The sequence below is a fragment of the Paeniglutamicibacter sp. ZC-3 genome (assembly GCF_025847175.2).
Lineage (GTDB): Bacteria > Actinomycetota > Actinomycetes > Actinomycetales > Micrococcaceae > Paeniglutamicibacter > Paeniglutamicibacter sulfureus.
This window is the reverse complement of the sequence record NZ_JAOYTG010000004.1, coordinates 130,142-147,735: the sequence shown is the minus strand read 5'-3', so window position 1 is coordinate 147,735 and position 17,594 is coordinate 130,142. Positions and strand designations below refer to the sequence as shown.

At 67.0% G+C, this 17,594-nt stretch carries 16 protein-coding genes; 10 read left to right on the top strand and 6 right to left on the bottom strand.

Features of this window, described 5'->3' with window-relative positions:
- Positions 1-105: 105 nt before the first annotated feature.
- From OIU93_RS06775 to hpaD, 5 genes are all read left to right on the top strand, one after another.
- Positions 106-1,239, top strand: a complete 1,134-nt coding sequence (locus OIU93_RS06775; RefSeq protein WP_264269324.1) for a glycosyltransferase — start codon at positions 106-108, stop codon at positions 1,237-1,239.
- Between the two features lie 190 nt (positions 1,240-1,429).
- The gene (locus tag OIU93_RS06770) at positions 1,430-2,935 is read left to right on the top strand and encodes a fumarylacetoacetate hydrolase family protein (RefSeq protein WP_264269323.1); all 1,506 of its coding nucleotides are present in this window, start codon (positions 1,430-1,432) and stop codon (positions 2,933-2,935) included.
- 8 nt (positions 2,936-2,943) lie between these two features.
- On the top strand, positions 2,944-3,603 hold the full coding sequence (locus OIU93_RS06765) for a GntR family transcriptional regulator (protein WP_264269322.1): 660 nt from the start codon (positions 2,944-2,946) through the stop codon (positions 3,601-3,603).
- A 57-nt stretch (positions 3,604-3,660) separates the two neighbouring features.
- Positions 3,661-5,166, top strand: a complete 1,506-nt coding sequence (gene hpaE, locus OIU93_RS06760) for a 5-carboxymethyl-2-hydroxymuconate semialdehyde dehydrogenase (protein WP_264269321.1) — start codon at positions 3,661-3,663, stop codon at positions 5,164-5,166.
- A gap of 49 nt (positions 5,167-5,215) precedes the next feature.
- Positions 5,216-6,313, top strand: coding sequence for a 3,4-dihydroxyphenylacetate 2,3-dioxygenase (gene hpaD, locus OIU93_RS06755; protein WP_264269320.1), 1,098 nt, complete (start codon positions 5,216-5,218; stop codon positions 6,311-6,313).
- Positions 6,314-6,482: 169 nt separating this feature from the next.
- Here the strand turns inward: hpaD and OIU93_RS06750 are convergent, their stop codons facing one another.
- Positions 6,483-7,043 (bottom strand): dihydrofolate reductase family protein, encoded by a 561-nt coding sequence (locus OIU93_RS06750; RefSeq protein ID WP_264269319.1) that lies wholly within the window; start codon positions 7,041-7,043, stop codon positions 6,483-6,485.
- 164 nt (positions 7,044-7,207) lie between these two features.
- Between OIU93_RS06750 and OIU93_RS06745 the strand changes: the two genes are divergently transcribed.
- The 3 genes from OIU93_RS06745 (at position 7,208) to OIU93_RS06735 (ending at position 10,202) form a co-directional block, all read left to right on the top strand.
- Positions 7,208-7,894, top strand: coding sequence for a phosphoribosyltransferase (locus OIU93_RS06745; protein WP_264269318.1), 687 nt, complete (start codon positions 7,208-7,210; stop codon positions 7,892-7,894).
- Between the two features lie 155 nt (positions 7,895-8,049).
- Positions 8,050-8,310: a GlsB/YeaQ/YmgE family stress response membrane protein gene (locus OIU93_RS06740; protein WP_264269317.1), complete on the top strand. Its 261-nt coding sequence runs from the start codon at positions 8,050-8,052 to the stop codon at positions 8,308-8,310.
- Positions 8,311-8,567: 257 nt separating this feature from the next.
- Positions 8,568-10,202, top strand: coding sequence for an ABC-F family ATP-binding cassette domain-containing protein (locus OIU93_RS06735; protein ID WP_264269316.1), 1,635 nt, complete (start codon positions 8,568-8,570; stop codon positions 10,200-10,202).
- A 61-nt stretch (positions 10,203-10,263) separates the two neighbouring features.
- Here the strand turns inward: OIU93_RS06735 and OIU93_RS06730 are convergent, their stop codons facing one another.
- Complete coding sequence (locus tag OIU93_RS06730; RefSeq protein ID WP_264269315.1) at positions 10,264-10,776, bottom strand: META domain-containing protein; 513 nt, start codon at positions 10,774-10,776, stop codon at positions 10,264-10,266.
- Positions 10,777-10,876: 100 nt separating this feature from the next.
- On the opposite strand from OIU93_RS06730, the gene OIU93_RS06725 reads away from it, so the two are divergent.
- Positions 10,877-11,545 carry a phosphoribosyltransferase gene (locus OIU93_RS06725; RefSeq protein ID WP_264269314.1) on the top strand — a complete coding sequence of 223 codons (669 nt, stop codon included), beginning with the start codon at positions 10,877-10,879 and terminating at the stop codon, positions 11,543-11,545.
- Between the two features lie 124 nt (positions 11,546-11,669).
- On the opposite strand, the gene OIU93_RS06720 is transcribed toward OIU93_RS06725, so the two are convergent.
- The 3 genes from OIU93_RS06720 to OIU93_RS06710 form a co-directional block, all read right to left on the bottom strand.
- Positions 11,670-13,040 (bottom strand): MFS transporter, encoded by a 1,371-nt coding sequence (locus OIU93_RS06720; RefSeq protein WP_264269313.1) that lies wholly within the window; start codon positions 13,038-13,040, stop codon positions 11,670-11,672.
- Positions 13,041-13,258: 218 nt separating this feature from the next.
- Positions 13,259-14,710 carry a 4-hydroxyphenylacetate 3-monooxygenase, oxygenase component gene (gene hpaB, locus OIU93_RS06715; protein WP_264269312.1) on the bottom strand — a complete coding sequence of 484 codons (1,452 nt, stop codon included), beginning with the start codon at positions 14,708-14,710 and terminating at the stop codon, positions 13,259-13,261.
- Between the two features lie 49 nt (positions 14,711-14,759).
- The gene (locus tag OIU93_RS06710; protein WP_264269311.1) at positions 14,760-15,299 is read right to left on the bottom strand and encodes a flavin reductase family protein; all 540 of its coding nucleotides are present in this window, start codon (positions 15,297-15,299) and stop codon (positions 14,760-14,762) included.
- 180 nt (positions 15,300-15,479) lie between these two features.
- Here OIU93_RS06710 and OIU93_RS06705 point away from each other — a divergent pair, with 180 nt between their 5' ends.
- Positions 15,480-16,196, top strand: a complete 717-nt coding sequence (locus OIU93_RS06705; protein WP_264269310.1) for an IclR family transcriptional regulator — start codon at positions 15,480-15,482, stop codon at positions 16,194-16,196.
- A gap of 86 nt (positions 16,197-16,282) precedes the next feature.
- Here the strand turns inward: OIU93_RS06705 and OIU93_RS06700 are convergent, their stop codons facing one another.
- Positions 16,283-17,551 (bottom strand): MFS transporter, encoded by a 1,269-nt coding sequence (locus tag OIU93_RS06700; RefSeq protein WP_264269309.1) that lies wholly within the window; start codon positions 17,549-17,551, stop codon positions 16,283-16,285.
- Between the last annotated feature and the right edge of the window lie 43 nt (positions 17,552-17,594).

Below are 17,594 nucleotides of genomic sequence, written 5' to 3'. Positions count from 1 at the left end.
CGCGAAGGCACCGGACACCATCCGTCGGGTTGCACCCAGCTTACGTCGACACACCACCGGCCGGCACCGAACCGGTACACATCCAGCAGCGCCGAGGAGGAACACATGAGCGGCACACCATCCAACCCCGTGGTCAGGGTCGCATCAATTCCGCACGACCAGATCTATATCCGCCACCTTGAGGCCGTCGATTCGTCGGGAGCCGGGGTGTTCCGCCTGCCCGATCCCCCGCCTGTCGACGGCGTGCGATCAGCGCAATCCGGATGGTGGCCGCCGGCGATGCTCTCGGCCGACTGGGTACGCGCCAACCATGACTCCTTTGACCTGATGCATGTTCATTTCGGATTCGACGCCGCGGACCCGGCCCACCTGCGAGAGCTGGTCGCCGAATTGCGGCACTTCGGCAAGCCCTTGGTTTACACGGTTCACGATCTGGTCAACCCGCATCAGCCCGACCCTGCGGCGCATGTTGAATTGCTCGACGTATTGATACCCCATGCGGATAAGCTGATTACGCTCACCGCGGGGGCCGCGCGGGAAATCCGTCGCCGTTGGGGTGCCGAGGCCCAGGTGCTGCCGCACCCCCACGTCGTGGACTTCGGAACCATGGACCGGATCCGCGCCGCCCGTCGGAAGAAAGCAGCGACCGGGCTTAAGGGTGGGATGAAGCGGATCGGCGTGCATCTCAAGGGGTTGCGACCCAACATGGACACCGCCATCCTGGATCCGCTGGCCCGCGCAGTGGCCCGGCTCCCCTCCGCGGTGCTCCAGGTCAACATCCATTCCCAGCCCCTGGATCCGGCCAGCGACGAATACCGGCCCGCGCTGGCCGGGAAGCTGCACGACGGCGTGAACCTGGGGCTTTGGGAACTGCGGTCCCACGAGTACTTCAGCGAACCGGAACTCTTCGACTACCTGGCCTCGCTGGATGCCTGTGTCTTGCCCTACCGTTTTGGCACCCACTCCGGTTGGCTCGAAGCGGCCCTTGATGTCGGCACACCGGTGGTCGCGCCCGATTGTGGGCATTATGCGGACCAGGACCCTTCGGTTGCACGATTCAGGACCACACCGACCGGCGTGGATGAAGAATCACTCCTGAACGCGATCCGGGATGTATTGCGGGCCGAAGACCTGCCCGGTCTTGATGCGGAAGGGCGCCGTCGGCAGCGGCTCGAGATCGCCCGGGCCCACCGGGAGTTGTACGACCTGCTCTTGGACCGGACCCCGGCTGCACGGTAAATGCCGGGGGCCGGCGCCGTCCGGTCCCGCTTACCGGCTGGCGACGGAAGCCGCTTAATCCGCCCGCCCGCGCCCCGGCGAACCCCACGCCAGTGGATCCGAACCATCGCCCCGCGCCCAGGCCTTGACATTCACGGAGACCCCGGTCACACTAGATCGTATACGATTTCATACACAACAGGAGGAAACCGTGAGCAGCGACGCTACAGCCACCGAATTGGTCGAGGTCGACCAGTCCATCTTTGACAGGGCCGGCAAGGTCCTTGCGGTCCACCTCTCCTACTCCTCGAGGGCAGCCCAGCGCGGCCGCACCCCTGCTTTCCCGTCGTATTTCATGAAGGCGTCTTCCTCGCTGGCCAGCACGGGCTCCACCGTTGAGCGCCCGGCAGGCACCGAACTCCTTGCCTTCGAGGGCGAGATCGCCTTGGTCATCGGCACCGACGCCCGCCGCGTTACGGTCGAGCAGGCCTGGGGCCACGTCGGATACGTGACGGCCTCAAACGACCTGGGCGTCTACGACATGAAGTACGCCGACAAGGGATCGAACATCCGCTCCAAGTCCGGCGACGGCTACACCCCGATGGGCCCGGTGCTGCTCCCGGCGGCCTCCCTCAACCCCGACGCCCTGCGCATCCGCACCTGGGTCAACGGCGAGATCGCCCAGGACGCTTCCACGCAGGAACTGATCTTCTCCTTCGCGCAGATCGTCGCCGACCTCTCCCAGCAGATGACGCTGAAGGCCGGAGACGTGATCCTCACCGGGACCCCGGCCGGATCGTCCGTGATCGTGCCTGGCGACGTGGTCGAGGTGCAGGTCGACGACGAGGCCGCGGGCCTGTCCACCGGACGCCTGGCCACCACGGTGGTGGAAGGCACCGAAACCTTCGCGGCCTTCGGCAACCAGCCCAAGATCACCGACGCGGACCGCATCGACGCCTTCGGCACCGCCGCCGACGCAGGCATCGAGACCCCGATCACCGGCAAGGCCGCATTGACCGACGAGGTCAAGGCCAAGCTCATGTCCGTGGCCACCGCGACGATCTCCGGCGCGCTGCGCAAGCGCGGACTGAACAACGTCTCGGTCGACGGACTGCAGGCCACCAAGGGCATGACGAAGGTCATCGGCACCGCCCGCACGCTGCGCTACGTGCCCAACCGCGAGGATCTCTTCAAGACCCACGGCGGCGGCTACAACGCCCAGAAGCGCGTCATCGACGACATCGGCCCGGGCGAGATCCTGGTCATGGAGGCCCGCGGCGAAAAGGGCTCCGGCACCCTGGGCGACATCTTGGCGATGCGCACCCAGGTCCGCGGCGCCGAGGCCATTATCACCGACGGCGGGGTCCGCGACCTCGACGCCGTTGCCGCCCTGGACATCCCGACGTTCCACAACGGCGCGCACCCCGCGGTCCTCGGGCGCAAGCACGTGCCGTGGGACACCGACGTGGCCGTTGGCTGCGGAGGCACCACCATCGTCCCCGGGGACATCGTCATCGCCGACGCCGACGGCATCCTGGTCATCCCGCCGCACCTGGCCGCCGAGATCGCCGAGGAGGTCGTCGAGTCCGAACGCCAGGACACCTTCGTGTTCAAGCACGTGTCCAACGGCGCCGAGATCAAGGGCCTGTTCCCGATGAACGCCGATTGGAAGGCCAAGTACAACCAGTGGGTCGCCGACGGCGAACCGGAATTCTAGGACCCGACATGGCCCCCAGCAAATCAGAGTCGGCCTACCGGCTGCTGCACGAGAAAATCACCGAGGGAACCTTCTCCCCCGGCTACCGGCTGGTGCTCGGCACCATTGCCGCGGAGCTTGGCTGTTCGGTGGTTCCGGTGCGCGAGGCCATCCGCCGGCTCGAGGCCGAGGGCCTGGTCACCTTCGAGCGCAACGTCGGGGCCATGGTCGCGGCAGCCGACACCACCCTCTACCTGCACACCATGCAGACCCTGGCCATCATCGAGGGAGCGGCCACCGCGCTGAGCGCCCCGTTCATCGACGAGGACCAGCTGGCAGCGGCCCGGGCCATCAACCAGGCCATGGCCGAGTTGCTGGTCGACTTCAACGCCCCGCGCTTCACCGAACTGAACAACGAGTTCCACCAGGTGCTCTACCGCAATTGCCCCAATCCGCACATCCTGGATCTGGTGCACCGCGGCTGGAACCGCCTGGCGGTGATGCGCTCCTCCTCCTTCACCCACATCCCGGGCCGCGCCCGGGAATCGGTGAGGGAACACGCCCGACTCCTGGACCTGATCGAGGCCAAGGCCCCCGCGGCCGAGATCGAGCAGGCCGCCCGGGCCCACCGCACCACCACCCTGAACGCCTACCTGGCGGCGGCCAACCTCCCGGCCTCACCGCTCTAGGCAGCCACACACATCTTCCATACGACGCCCCCACCCCATCCAGCAAGGAGCCAGTTCATGAGCAAGCACTTCGTTCCCGAGAACCTTCCGACCCACCTGCAGCACTACATCGGCGGCCAGTTCGTCGATTCCATCGGCGGGGAAACCTTCGAGGTCCTGGACCCCGTGACCAACCAGACCTACGCCACCGCGGCCGCCGGCCAGAAGGCCGACATCGATGCAGCCGTCGCCGCCGCCACCGAGGCGTTCAAGAACGGCCCGTGGCCGACGATGAGCGCCCGGGCCCGCGCCAAGGTCCTCTACAAGATCGCCGACGCCGTCGTCGCCCAGGAAGACCGCCTGGCCGAGATGGAAACCTTCGACACCGGCCTGCCGATCACCCAGGCCCGGGGCCAGGCGCAGCGCGCCGCGGAGAACTTCCGCTTCTTCGCCGACCTGATCGTCGCCCAGCACGATACCGCGCTGAAGGTCCCCGGATCGCAGCTGAACTATGTGAACCGCAAGCCGATCGGCGTCGCCGGCCTGATCACCCCGTGGAACACCCCGTTCATGCTTGAGTCCTGGAAGCTCGCCCCCTCGATCGCCTCCGGTTGCACCGTGGTACTCAAGCCGGCCGAGTTCACCCCGCTCTCCGCCTCGCTGTGGGCCACCATCTTCAAGGAAGCCGGCCTCCCGGACGGCGTGTTCAACCTGGTCAACGGCATCGGCGAGGAAGCAGGCGACGCACTGGTCAAGCACCCGCGCGTTCCGCTGATCTCCTTCACCGGCGAGTCCTCCACCGGCCAACTGATCTTCCGCAACTGCGCCGAAAACCTCAAGGGCATGTCCATGGAGCTGGGCGGCAAGTCCCCCGCCATCGTCTTCGCCGACGCGGACTTCGACGCCGCCATCGACTCGACCCTCTTCGGCGTGTTCTCGCTGAACGGCGAGCGCTGCACCGCCGGTTCCCGCATCCTGGTCGAACGCCCGATCTACGAGAAGTTCGTCGAGGCCTATGCCGCCCGCGCCAAGAACATCAAGGTCGGCGACCCGCACGATCCCGAAACCCAGGTCGGCGCGCTGGTCCACCCGGAGCACTACGACAAGGTCATGAGCTACGTGGAAATCGGCAAGACCGAGGGCCGTATCGTGGCCGGCGGCGGACGCCCGGAAAACCTGCCCGAGGGCCAGGAAAACGGCTCCTACGTCGCCCCGACCGTGTTCGTTGACGTCGCCCCGGACGCCCGCATCTTCCAGGAAGAGATCTTCGGACCCGTCGTGGCAATCACCCCCTTCGACACCGACGAAGAGGCCCTGGAACTGGCCAACAACACCCGGTACGGCCTGGCCGCCTACATCTGGACCAACGACCTCAAGCGCTCGCACAACTTCGCGCAGAACGTCGAGGCCGGCATGGTCTGGCTCAACAGCCACAACGTGCGTGACCTGCGCTCCCCCTTCGGCGGCGTGAAGGCCTCGGGCCTGGGCCACGAGGGCGGCTACCGTTCGATCGACTTCTACACCGACCAGCAGGCGGTGCACATCACCCTCGGTGAGGTCCACACCCCCAAGTTCGGCGCCTAACTTCTTCCCCCTCCCCGCTTTTCCAGTTTTTTCCGCAAAGGAGCGAATCATGTCCAACGTCATCCCCAAGCCCTCCGTCCCGGCTCCCGATATCCTGCGCTGCGCGTACATGGAAATCGTGGTCACCGATTTGGCCAAGTCCCGTGCCTTCTACGTGGACCTGCTCGGCCTGCACGTGTCCTACGAGGACGACAAGCAGATCTACCTGCGTTCCTTCGAGGAGTTCATCCACCACAACCTGGTGCTGACCCTCGGCCCGATTGCCGCGGTTGCCGCATTCTCCTACCGCGTGCGCTCCAACGCCGACGTTGACGCCGCCGAGGCGTATTACAAGGAACTGGGCTGCCGCACCGAGCGCCGCACCGAAGGCTTCGTGCGCGGCATCGGCGACTCCGTGCGCGTCGAGGATCCCTTGGGCTTCCCCTACGAGTTCTTCTTCGAGACCGAGCACGTCGAACGCCTGCACATGCGCTACGACCTGTACTCGGCCGGCGAACTGGTCCGCCTTGACCACTTCAACCAGGTCACCCCGGATGTCCCGCAGGGACGGAAGTACCTCGAGGACCTGGGCTTCCGCGTCACCGAGGACATCCAGGACGACCAGGGCGTCACCTACGCCGCCTGGATGCACCGCAAGGGCACCGTGCACGACACCGCCCTGACCGGCGGCGACGGCCCGCGCATGCACCACGTGGCCTTCTCCACCCACGAGAAGCACAACATCATCCAGATCTGCGACAAGATGGGCGCGCTGCGCATGTCCGACCGCATCGAGCGGGGCCCGGGACGCCACGGCGTCTCCAACGCGTTCTACCTCTACATCCTGGATCCCGATGACCACCGCATCGAGATCTACACCCAGGACTACTACACCGGCGACCCGGACAACCCGGTCATCACCTGGGACGTGCACGACAACCAGCGCCGCGACTGGTGGGGCAACCCCGTTGTCCCGTCCTGGTACACCGAGGCCTCCCTGGTCCTGGACCTGGACGGCAAGCCGCAGGACGTCATCCAGCGCACCCACTCCTCGGAGATGGAGGTGACCGTCGGCGCCGACGGCTTCTCCTACACCCGTGCACCGGGCGACGCACTGACCGGCGATCCAGGCGAGGAAGTCGGCTTCAAGATGGGCCACCAGCTCTAGGCCTTCTCCACCCGCATGCGCCCTGGCGCATGAAACGGGCCGGTGTCGGTGCGCATCATCATCCGATGGTGCGTACCGACACCGGCCCTTCCGTTTTTCCTGCCCTTCGGCTTTTCCCTCGCGCCAGCCGACGCCCCGGGCTCGGGGCGCAGGACGGTGAGGCCCGGCGTCAGTGCCCCACGGAGTAGCGCAGGAAGACCATGCCGTTGTCGAAGCGCCGCTCGTCGAGCAGCTCCAGGGAATGGCGGATGCCCTCGGGGAACATCCGCTTGCCGCCGCCGACGAGCATTGGTGCGACATACACCTGGCACTCGTCGATCAGGTTCGCCCGCCAGGCCTCCGCCGCCAGCCGGGCACCGGAGATGTTCAGGTCCAGGTCCGCCGACGACTTGAGGGAGCGGACCAGCCCGGGGTCGAAGCTGCGCTCGATCCGGGTGCGCCTGGTGGACACGGCCTCCAGCGTGCTCGAGAAGACGACCTTGTCGGCCGCCTGCCAGATCCGGGCGAACTCGGCGTTCCCGGGCGAATCCGCGGCCAGGTCAGGGTCGTTCTCCCAGCCGGTCATCATCTCGTACATGGTCCGCCCATACAGGTAGGTGCCGACCCCGCGCTCGGTGGCGTTGATGAAGTCAAGCACCTCCTCCCCCGGATAGGCCCAGTCGAATACCCCGGCCTCATCGGCGATGTAGCCGTCCAAGGATGCGAGAAACGTGTAGATCAGCCTAGACATGGTGTTCCCCTCGTGCGTGCGGTTGGTGCCCCGGGTGGGGCGGGACGGCGTGAAGCGTGGATCCCACGGTACTCCCGGGCCGGGGCGAAGTCACCGGGCAGGCTTCCGCGGACCCGGGTTGCCCGGGTCTTCACTCCCGCCCCAAACCCGAGCACACTGGATACATGGACAGGCAAGCAGGACCGCAGTTCCAGGACAGGGACCAGGCCGGCGCGCTGTTAGGTGAGCACCTGGTTAAGCGCGGGATGGGTTCCGGGAGCATCGTGCTGGGCCTGCTGCGCGGCGGGATCCCCGTCGCGGCGGCGCTGGCCGCAAGGCTGGGCGCACCGCTCGGCGCGTTGGCCGTGCGCAAGCTGGGAGTGCCGCAACAGGAGGAGGTCGCCTTCGGGGCAGTCGCCTCCTACCGCTCGTGCCGGGGCCGCTACATGGTGCGCACCGTCCACCAGCATGTACTCGGTTCCCGCGCGAAGGCTGTGCTGGAGGAAGTGGAATCCCGCGCCTCAGCGGAACTGGATCGGCTCGCTCGGCGCTTTGCCGATTACGCGCCCGACATTACCGGGGCGAAGGTGGTGTTGTGCGACGACGGATTGGCCACCGGTGCCACCATGCATGCCGCCGTGGACGTGGTGACTCAGTGCGGGGCCCAGGAGGTCATCGTCGCGGTGCCCGTCGCGCCGCGCATCCTGGCCCGTTCCATGGCCGGTGCCTCTTCGGTCATTTGCCTGCTGGCACCGCGGGAGTTTTCCGCGGTGGGATCCCACTACGAGGATTTTTCGCAGGTCGACGAGGACGCCGTGGAACGGCTGCTGCTCGAGGCGCGCGGGCACCACGACGCCCGGGAGGCCAACTAGCCGGTCCCGGCATCCCGCCGGCACCCCGTTGCCCGCGCTGGATGTCCATTGCCTCCGGTGCGAACACGCCGTAGGTTGTTGCCCACCGGTGCACACTCGCCGGCCGGAGCCACCGGCCGCGGGCCCGGGTATCCGCTGCATCGAAGGGGAACTCGATGGGGTTGCTTGGTTGGATCGTCCTGGGGCTCATTGTCGGCGCCCTGTTCAAGAACATCATGCCGGGCCGAGCCCACCATGGCTGGACGGCCGCCCTGCTCCTGGGGGCCCTCGGTGCCGTCGCCGGCGGCTGGCTGGCCGCCATGGCCTTCGGCACCGGAATCGGCGAATTCCTGAACCTGCGCACCTGGGTGCCTTCCATCCTGGGCGCCGCGGTGGTGGCCGGGACCTACGGTGTCATCCGCCAGCGCCGGGCCTAGCCCCGGCAACCCCGGCATGATCCTCGACAACACCCTGTCCCCGTTGTTATCTTTGGCCCATGTTGTCTTTCTTCCTGTAATCCGGTGATGCCCGACCGTGCGCTCACCCGCACGTGCGTTCGGTCCGCCGCAGTTCCGCGTCTGTCCGCCCACCAGGGGTCCGTGGACCGCGCGACCCACCGTTAATGATTACAGCGAGCGCGGCCACGCCTGCCCACCGGCAGCCGGGCCTTGCGCGGAAACACGAGACATCGACCATGCGAACCCAACTTTCCCTTCACGGCCTCAGCTTCTCCCATCCCGGGCACCCGGTGTTCCGCGACCTGGACTTCTCGGTGCGTCCCGGCGAGCGGCTGGGGATTATTGGAGAAAACGGCGCCGGCAAGAGCACCCTGCTGCGGCTGCTCGCGGCCGACCTGGCCCCGGACGCCGGGACCACCACCCTGCAAGCGGCGGGAGGATTCGGCTACCTGGCGCAGCAGCCGTCCTTCGAACCGGGATGGACCGTCGCGGACTTCCTGGACCATGCCATGGCCTGGCTCAGGGACCTTGAATCACGGATCGAGGCTGCCGCCGCGCAGCTGGCTCTTGCCTCCGAGGCCCAGCTTCCCCGGGCACTGGCGGAATACGGGCTTCTGGCGGATCTCCACGAGTCCCGGGACGGCGCGGGGGCACGGCAGCGCCTGGCCGCCTCGGCGCACCGGCTGGGCACCGGCGGCATCGCGGGCGGGAGGCGCTTCGACACGCTGTCCGGCGGGGAACGGTCCAGGTTGGCGCTGGCGGCCACGCTGGCGGCGAATCCGGAGGTGCTGCTGCTCGACGAACCCACCAACAACCTTGACACCGCCGGTCTGGAGTGGCTGGAGCACCGGCTGGCAACCCATCCCGGAACCGTGGTGTTCTGCACGCACGACCGCTTGTTCCTCAAGCGGGTCTCGGATGCGATCCTCGAGCTGGACCGCGGCGTACCCACCCGCCATGCCGATGGCTACGACGGCTACCTGCGGGCCAAGGCGGCACAGCGCCGGGCCATCATCCTGGCCCGGGAACAATGGCAGGAAAAACTGGAACAGGCAGCCCGCATGGCCGATCGCTCCGAAGGCGCGGTGGCCAAGATCCCCCGGAAAACGGAGAAACCCGGATTCGGCCACGGTGCGTTCCGGGCGCGCGAGCGCTCCCACGGATCCTCCGCCGCGCTGCGCCAGGCGAAGACGCGCCTGGCGCAGTTGCGGGCACATGAGGCGCAGCTTCCCCTCGAGCCGCTGCGCTTCACCCCGGGTCCGGCGGCCGTGGCCGACTCCGGGGCCGAGGTCGCGCCGTCTGCGGTCGAACTCGTCGGCGTGAACGTTCCGGGGCGCCTCGCCATCGACCACCTGCTGCTGGCACCCGGTGAACAGGTCCTGCTCACCGGGCCCAACGGCGCCGGCAAGTCGACATTGCTGGACGTCATCGCCGGGGTCCTGGCTCCCCCCTCCGGCACTTGCCGCGTCGGCCGGCCCGTGGGATACCTGCGCCAGGAACCCGACGCCTGGCCCGGGCACTGGATGGCGGCCCAGGGTTTTTGCTTCGGCTCGGGCCGGGACCTCGCCGAGGACCTGGGGCAGCTGCTGTCCCTGGGACTTTTCCGGCCGGAGGAACTGACCATGCGCATCTCTGAGATGTCCCTGGGGCAGCGGCGCAGGCTCGATGTGGCGCGGTTGTTCGCCAGGCCGGCGGAATTGCTCCTGCTGGACGAACCCACCAACCACCTGTCCCCGGCCCTCGGCGATGACCTGGAACTGGCGCTGGACTCCTTCGGGGGCACCGTCGTGGTGGTCAGCCACGACAGGGCGCTGCGCGCCAGGTTTGCCGGACGGCGGATCCATCTGGAGCACGGGATGCTCGTGGAATAGCGGGGGGAATCGACCGCAGGGTCTGGGTCTGGGCCCATGGCCCGCAGCCCGTTTCCCTTAATCAGCCGGCCACGTTCAGGCGCGGCAACGTTCCGATGTCCTTGCCGTCCTTGTCGGTGACCCTCAGGGTCTCGCCATCCACCTCCACGGCGGCGGCCCTCGAGAGCCACGTGTCAATCCCCGGGCAGCCAATCAATGTCATGGTCATCTCGTGCAGTTCGAATGCCTGTCCTGCTCCCGTCCACGAGCCGGTCAGCGTGTTGCACCCGTCATGCCCATTGAACCGGCCCTCGGGCGCGAACGACAGCACCGGAGCCCCCTCTGAGGCCCCGCCCCATTGGCCAATGACCGCAGCGTCGGCGTCGCTCCGCTCCGACTCCGCACTCGATGTTTCCTCGGTGGCGGAAGCCGACGGGCCCTGCGCCGGAGGGGTGTTGCTTGCCGGGGGAAGACCGTACGGTCCCACGTCCCGGGACACGGTTGCCTCGGGGTCTTCGGCGCCGGGACCCGTCGAACATGCCGACAGCGCAAAGGCCATCACAGCAATCATGACCAGGGCTCCAGGTCGCTTCATGGTCACATGGTAGCCCCGAAAACCGGCTTTTGGCCTGCAAAGAGGTGGGAAATCGTGGCTTGCTCCCCAAGCCGCCGTGCCGGGGTGCAGACTTAGTGACATGACACCCGAACACATTGCCCCCACCCGCTTCTCGGACCGCACGGCCGCCGGCGAATTCCTGGCGGTCGACCTGCAACGGTACGCCAAGGACCCCAACGCGTTGGTGCTTGGACTGTTGCGCGGCGGGGTCCCGGTGGCGGCAGAGGTCGCCGCAAGGCTGGAGCTTGAACTCGATGTGCTGGCGGTTCGCCGCCTGGTGATGCCCGAACGCACCGACATCGCCTTCGCCGCGTTGGCCGCCCATGGAGAGCACACGTCGCTGAAGTACATCGAGGGCGTTTGGGACTCGGCGCAGCTGCGCTTCGAGAAGGAAATCCTGGACGGGGTGGAGAAGGCGGCCCGGCTGGAGCTGGAGGAGTTGCGTGCCCGGCTCGTGAGCCCGGTCGTCCTGCCGGTCTCCGGACGCACCGTCATCCTCGTCGACGAGGGGATGGCCAGCGGGGCGACCATGTTGGCCGCCGTGGAATTGATGCGCGAGGCCGGTGCCGGGCGTATCGTGGTCGCGGTTCCGGTGGCCCCGGCGGTGGCCCGCAAGGAAGTCGAGCCGCTGGTTGACGAGTTCATCTGCGCCATCACGCCCAGGGTGTTCCACTCCGTCAGCGCCTTCTACTCGCGGTTCGATTCGATCGCCGACTACGAGATCACGGCACTGGTCCCCCGCAGGTAGCCGGGGACGGGCGGCCTTCTGCCGCCGGGACCAAAAAGGGGCCGGCCGGTCCCGCTCCCCAACGGGGAACTGGAACCGGCCGGCCCTTGCTACATGCTGCGCAGGTGCGCGAGAGGACTATTTGCTAGGCTTCCTGGCTTCGGTGCTTGGCATCGTGTGCCGCCTGCAGCTCCGGGTCGATGTCCTCGACGTGCAGGTTGCGGCCCTTGGTCTCGCCCACCCAGATGACTGCCGCCATCGAAATAAGGGTGAGCACCATGATGTAGATTGCAATCGAGCCGGACCAGCCGGTCCTCTGAAGAAGGATCTCGGCGACGGTCGATGCAAAGGCACCGCCGAGGATCGCGCCGAGAGCGTAGCCGATCGAGATGCCCGAGTAGCGGATGTGTGCCGGGAACATTTCGGCGTACATGGCCGACTGCGGGCCATAGGACAGCCCCAGGCCGACCGTCAGGATGAAGATCGAAACACCGTAGAGGAAGACGCTTCGGGTCTCGATCAAAAGGAACATCGGGATCATCCAGACGAAGACGATGCCGTAGCCGATCAGGAAGGTGTTGCGGCGTCCCAAGTGGTCGGAGAGCCAGCCACCGACCAGGGTGAAGATCAGCCAGCCGACGGAGCCGATGGTGGTGGCCAGGAGCACCGGTGCCGTCGGCATCTCCAGCACCCGGGTGGTGTAGGCGATGAAGAAGGCGATGACCAGGTAGCCGGCGGCGTTGTTGGCGATGAAGATCAAGGCTGCCTGGATGACTTCCTTGGTGTTGGTCTGGAAGAGCTGCTTCAGCGGGGTGTGCTCCGAGGCCTTGCGCAGTGCGAGCTGCTTGAAGATCGGGGATTCCTCGACGGCCTTTCGGATCAGGTAGCCAACGACGATCAGCACCACCGAGAGCAGGAACGGCACGCGCCAGCCCCAGGCGGCAAACTGTTCCGGGCTCATGGAGGTGCGCAGCAGGTACAACATGCCCGTGGCAATGATCATGCCGATCGGGACACCGATCTGCGGGAAGGCGCCGAAGAAGCCGCGCTTGTTGTTCGGGGCGTGCTCCACAGCCATCAATGCCGCGCCGCCCCATTCGCCGCCGGCGGAGAAACCCTGGATGATGCGCAGGAGCACCAGCAGGATCGGAGCCCACAGGCCGATGGTGGCGTAGGTGGGCAGGAGGCCGATCAGCGCGGTGGCCGCGCCCATCAGGATCAGGGTGGCGACCAGCACGCGCTTGCGTCCGTACTTGTCACCCAGGTGGCCTGCCACAATAGCGCCCAGCGGACGGAAGAGGAAGGAAATGCCGATCATTGCGAAGGCGAGGATCTGCCCCAGGCCCGGGTTGGACACGCTCAACGGCTGCAGGAAGAGCGGCGTCAGCAAGGTCGCGGTGAGCTGGGCAAAGATGAAGAAGTCGTACCACTCAATGGTGGTGCCAACCAATGTGCCGGCAAGGACACGACGTTCCTCGGAACGTTTGCTGCTTGCCGCGAGGGATGAGGAAGCCATGGGAGAACTCCTGCGTTCGGTGCTAGGTGCGGTGGACGAGTGTAGGCATCATACCGACCGTTCGGACGGTAAAGTGCTTTGTCCATGGTAACCCATCATCGTGACTCCGCTCACGTCAATTTGGGTTTCGGCTGTTCCTCCCCTTGCGCGGGGAATGCCCGGCGCCGGATGCGCCGGCAATCCGGCGTCTTGGGCGAAGGCGTTTCCGCGGTGGTTCCTCAATCCTCCCGGCCCAGGAATTCGCGCACTCGCAGGCGCATCGGCTCGCGGTCGTAACTGTTCACCATGGCTCCGGCCATGCGCACGGGATCGCCGAAAAAGAAGTATTCATAGAGTGCCTGACGACCGGAGAATCCGGTGATCGAGGCGTCGTAGGCGAGCTTGAACAGCCGGATCCGCTCGGACCCCGTCAGGGACTTGCCCTGCAGGTACTTGGCGATATCCTCCGTCGCAACCTCCAGGTCCGCTTCGCCGGGCAGCGCCATGAGGCCCGAAGCGCAGAACTTCCGGATGATCTCCGGGAAGCGCTGGGAGATCTTCGGATACCAGTTGCGGGCGGCATTCAGCGTTTCCCAATGCGGCAACAGCACCCCGTCAACGCTGGGGGCCGCCTGCGCCTCGGCCGCGACCACCAGCGCCTTGCCGATCTCCACGTTGCGGATCAACTCCGCCAGATCCTCCTGGATATGCGCAAAGCCGTCGATGCCAATGGCTCCGGCGATCTCCGAGGCCAGCCCCAGGTAGAACTCGGACTTGGCGACGGTGCGGGTGACGACCTGGTGCGTCATCAACGCGCCGGCTCCGGTGTCGGTATACCAGGCGTTGCAGAGTTCCGGGCGCCCGAGCATGAAGATGCGCTCATTGGGGATGAACACCTCGTCGAACACCACCACCGCGTCGATCTCGTCGAAGCGGGCTGCCAGCGGCTCGTCATGCGTGTTGCCGCCGTTGTGCAGCCCGGTGCGGCAGAGGTAGCGCAACCCGGGCGCGTCGTTGGCCACGGCCACGGCAAAGGAATAGGGAGCGTCCTCGGGGGTGCCGCGCAGCACGGTGGAGGGAAAAACCAGCAGCTCGTCGGCGATCGGGGCGACGGTGGCGAGCATCCGGGCACCGCTGATGACAATGCCGTCTGCCCGTTCCTCGACAATGCGCGCGGTGAGCTGGCCGCCGAGCTGCTCGGAGCCGGAGACCGAACGGTTGACTTGGGGTGGGATCAGGGTGTGCGTGGCCAAGAGGTCGTTCTCGCGGGCGAATTCGTAGTAGGCCTCGATGCGCTCCCCGAAGACCGGGTCGCCCTGTGCAAAGAACGTCTTGGCGGTGGACAGGGCGGTGAGGGCGGCGTTCATGTAGTCGGCGGTCCGGCCCAGGAAGCCGTTGGAATACTCGGACCAGGTGGCTGTCGCCGCCCGCCGCCGGGCCAGGTCCTGCGGCGTGCGCGGCACCAGGAAAGAGGCATTGACCAGGTCCCCGGTGGTGGGCGATTCGTAGGTCAGCGCGTCCCGGTGGGCCGGGTCGTGTTGCATGTCAAAGAGTTTCGCGTAAGTGAGCGCCAGCTGCCTGAAGGCCGGGTGCCGGGTGAGGTTTTCGGAGACCACCTCCCCGTCGATGACCAGGTGCGGACGCATCGCGTCCAGCTTGGCCAGGAACTGCGCCCCGGTTCTGATTCCCATGTTCAAGACCCCTCTTGAGTAGTGGCGGTGCTTCCGGATCGGCGGTGGACTAGAGCAGTTCCTCGACGCCCAGGTGGCGTTCGGGGATGGTGGTGAAGGACCCATTGGCGAAGGCCAGCGCGTCGCCGCGGCGGTAGTTGAAGTTGCGGACCTCGCCCAGATAGAGCGTGTGGTCACCACCGTCGTAGGCGGCCCACGGTGCGCAGGAGAAGTAGGCGAGCACGCCGGCGAGCCGCGGGGCCGTGGCCCCCTCGATCCAGACCGGATCGTGGCTCGGGCGGCCGGCGAAATGCAGGGCAAGGTCCATCTGCTCGGCGCCGAGGATGTTCACCGTGAACGACCGGTTGGCCAGCTCATCGTGGGCCTTCGTGGACCGGGCAATGGAAACCAGCACCAGGGGCGGGTCCATGGAGACAGAGGTGAACGAATTCACCGTGATCCCGTGGCGCTTGCTTTGTCCGTCAAAGGTCACAATGGCCACGCCGGTGGCAAAACGACCCAGGCTGCCGCGGAAATGTGGCAACGTGGAGGCATCGATCCGGCGCGGAACGCCACCCTCGGCAATTTCGTCCTTGCCCGGGACGATCATGGCGTGCTCCTGCTTCCCATTCCCGCCGGCCCCTCGCATTCACGCGGCAAATGTTCTAATATCGAACGAGCAGTTCCAATAAAGAATAGTATTTGCACCATAACCCAGCGCGGGTTGACCCACAACCCCCACGGGCAGCGCCACGCGGCGCCAACCCACCGAAGGACGGCACCGGCCCCCATGACCGCCACCAGCACCACCGCACCGGCATCACAAACACTCTCCCGCGGCATCCGCATGCTGGAGATCCTTGCCGAGGCCAACGGGCCCATGACCATTGCCGAGCTCGCCGAGGATCTTGGCGTGCACCGCTCGATCGCCTACCGGATCCTGCGCACCCTGGAATCCCACCGACTGGTCACCCGCGACGAGTCCGGCCGGGTGCACGGCGCCCCGGGCCTTGCCGTGCTGGCAAGCAGCGTGCAACGGGACCTGCAGAGCGCGGCGCTTCCGGAGCTGACGCTCCTGGCCAATGAGTTGAAGATGTGCGCCTTCATTGCCGTGTGGGACCAGCCCGACTGCACCACGCTGGTCACGGTGGAGCCGCGCCACGTGCACGCAGCGGTGGTGCAGCGCCCGGGCTCGCGCCATCCCTTCGGGCACGGGGCCCCGGGCATTGCCATGCAGTCAACACTCACCGAGGAGCAGTGGGCGGCGCTGAACCACGAGACACCGTACCGGAAGATCGCCTCCGAGGCCCGCGCCCTGGGCTACGCCACCAGCATCGACGAGGTCATTCCCGGTCTGTCCTCTGTGGCGGCGCCCGTCACGGTGCCGGGGCAGCTGCCGGCGGCGGTTGCCGTCGTCTACAGCACCGGGTCCCGGCAAAACGAGGTTGCCGCCATCGGTGAACGGTTGAAGGCCGCTGCCCGCGCCATCGAAGCCGAGCTCGGCTGACACCAAGGGGCCCACGACGGAGGGTGGTGGTTCGGAAGGATTTTCCTTCCGAACCACCACCCTCTTTTTCGTTTACCGCTCCGGTCCTAGGAACGCGGGCCGGTGCCGCGCATCATCGACCTGCGTTGGGCAGCGCGCAGGATCGCCATGGCAATGCCGGCGAGCAGGAGCAGTCCGGCCGCGCCTGCGGCCACTGCATACGCACCCGCATAGCCGTACGCATCGGCCAGCAGTCCGGCCAGGGAGTTGCCGATCGCGGTGCCCACCACGATGCCGGAGGACAGCAGGGTCATGACCGTGGAGAGGCGTGCCCGCGGCGCGATTTCCCCACCGAGGGTGAAGATGGTGACCAGGACCGGGCCAACCGGGATGCCCACCACCAGCAGTGCGGCGATCATCGGGCCCAGTTCCCCGGGCAGTTGCAGCGCCAGGGCCGCCGGGACCATGAAGATCGACGCAGCAAGCCAGCGGCTGGCCTGCGGCCACCCGCTGGGCCAGAACGCCACCGAGAGCGCGGCAATGGCGGAGGTGAACCCGACCGCCGCGTACAGCAGTCCGCCGATGTTCGCGTTGCCCAACGCCCCGGCGAATGCCAGGGTGCCGGCGGCGCTGGAACCGAAGAAGGTACCCATGCCGATCATCCCGATGACCGCGAAGGAGATTCCGGTCAGCTGGTGCGCGGTGAGCCTGACTTTCACGGCGTTCTTCACCGCCGGCACGACGGCCTTTTCGGTGCGGTGCACTGCGAAGAGCGGCACCAGCACCAGGGTCAGCACCGCGGCGATGGCCAGCGGGAGCCAGGGGGCGACCAGTGCGGCGAAGAGTCCCACGGCTGCCGGGCCGAGCACGAAGCCCAGCTCGTCGACCATCGACTCGTAGCTCAGCGCCGCCGAAAGTTCGCGTCCACCGGTGTCCCGCTTCCGGGTCAGCGCCATCCAGCGCACGCGGGCCAACGGGCCGACCTGCGGGCCGGAGGCCCCGGCGAGGACCGCCAGAAGCACGATGACACCCAACGGCGCCAGCTCTCCGGCACCGCCGAACCACAGCAGTGCGGTGATGAAGATTGTCTGGAGCACGGCGACGGGCAGCAGCACGCGGCGCTGGCCCAGGCGGTCGGAGAGATAGCCGATGGTAGGGCCACCCACTGCCGAGCCGAGACCCACCATGGCGGCGGCCATGCCGCCGGCGGCATAGGAGCCAGTCGAATCGATCAGCAGGGTCATCGAGCCGATGGTCAGCATGGCCAGGGGCAGGCGGGCAAAGAAGCCCAGCGGGAAAAAGGCCCAGCCCACGAGCGGCGGAAGCGCCGCGTAGGGCGAAGGGGCAGTGGACTTGTTGGGAACAGTGTTGGTCATGGCGATGCCGGGTACTCCACTTACATGCGTGTAGCGTCCCTGC

Excerpts from the sequence above, each read along its gene's own strand:
- hpaD (WP_264269320.1), top strand. The coding sequence starts at position 5,216 with ATGTCCAACGTCATCCCCAAGCCCTCCGTCCCGGCTCCCGATATCCTG.
- OIU93_RS06775 (WP_264269324.1), top strand. The coding sequence starts at position 106 with ATGAGCGGCACACCATCCAACCCCGTGGTCAGGGTCGCATCAATTCCG.
- OIU93_RS06725 (WP_264269314.1), top strand. The coding sequence starts at position 10,877 with ATGACACCCGAACACATTGCCCCCACCCGCTTCTCGGACCGCACGGCC.
- OIU93_RS06745 (WP_264269318.1), top strand. The coding sequence starts at position 7,208 with ATGGACAGGCAAGCAGGACCGCAGTTCCAGGACAGGGACCAGGCCGGC.
- OIU93_RS06765 (WP_264269322.1), top strand. The coding sequence starts at position 2,944 with ATGGCCCCCAGCAAATCAGAGTCGGCCTACCGGCTGCTGCACGAGAAA.
- OIU93_RS06705 (WP_264269310.1), top strand. The coding sequence starts at position 15,480 with ATGACCGCCACCAGCACCACCGCACCGGCATCACAAACACTCTCCCGC.
- OIU93_RS06750 (WP_264269319.1), bottom strand. The coding sequence starts at position 7,043 with ATGTCTAGGCTGATCTACACGTTTCTCGCATCCTTGGACGGCTACATC.
- OIU93_RS06720 (WP_264269313.1), bottom strand. The coding sequence starts at position 13,040 with ATGGCTTCCTCATCCCTCGCGGCAAGCAGCAAACGTTCCGAGGAACGT.
- hpaB (WP_264269312.1), bottom strand. The coding sequence starts at position 14,710 with ATGGGAATCAGAACCGGGGCGCAGTTCCTGGCCAAGCTGGACGCGATG.
- OIU93_RS06710 (WP_264269311.1), bottom strand. The coding sequence starts at position 15,299 with ATGATCGTCCCGGGCAAGGACGAAATTGCCGAGGGTGGCGTTCCGCGC.
- OIU93_RS06740 (WP_264269317.1), top strand. The coding sequence starts at position 8,050 with ATGGGGTTGCTTGGTTGGATCGTCCTGGGGCTCATTGTCGGCGCCCTG.
- OIU93_RS06735 (WP_264269316.1), top strand. The coding sequence starts at position 8,568 with ATGCGAACCCAACTTTCCCTTCACGGCCTCAGCTTCTCCCATCCCGGG.
- OIU93_RS06700 (WP_264269309.1), bottom strand. The coding sequence starts at position 17,551 with ATGACCAACACTGTTCCCAACAAGTCCACTGCCCCTTCGCCCTACGCG.
- hpaE (WP_264269321.1), top strand. The coding sequence starts at position 3,661 with ATGAGCAAGCACTTCGTTCCCGAGAACCTTCCGACCCACCTGCAGCAC.
- OIU93_RS06730 (WP_264269315.1), bottom strand. The coding sequence starts at position 10,776 with ATGAAGCGACCTGGAGCCCTGGTCATGATTGCTGTGATGGCCTTTGCG.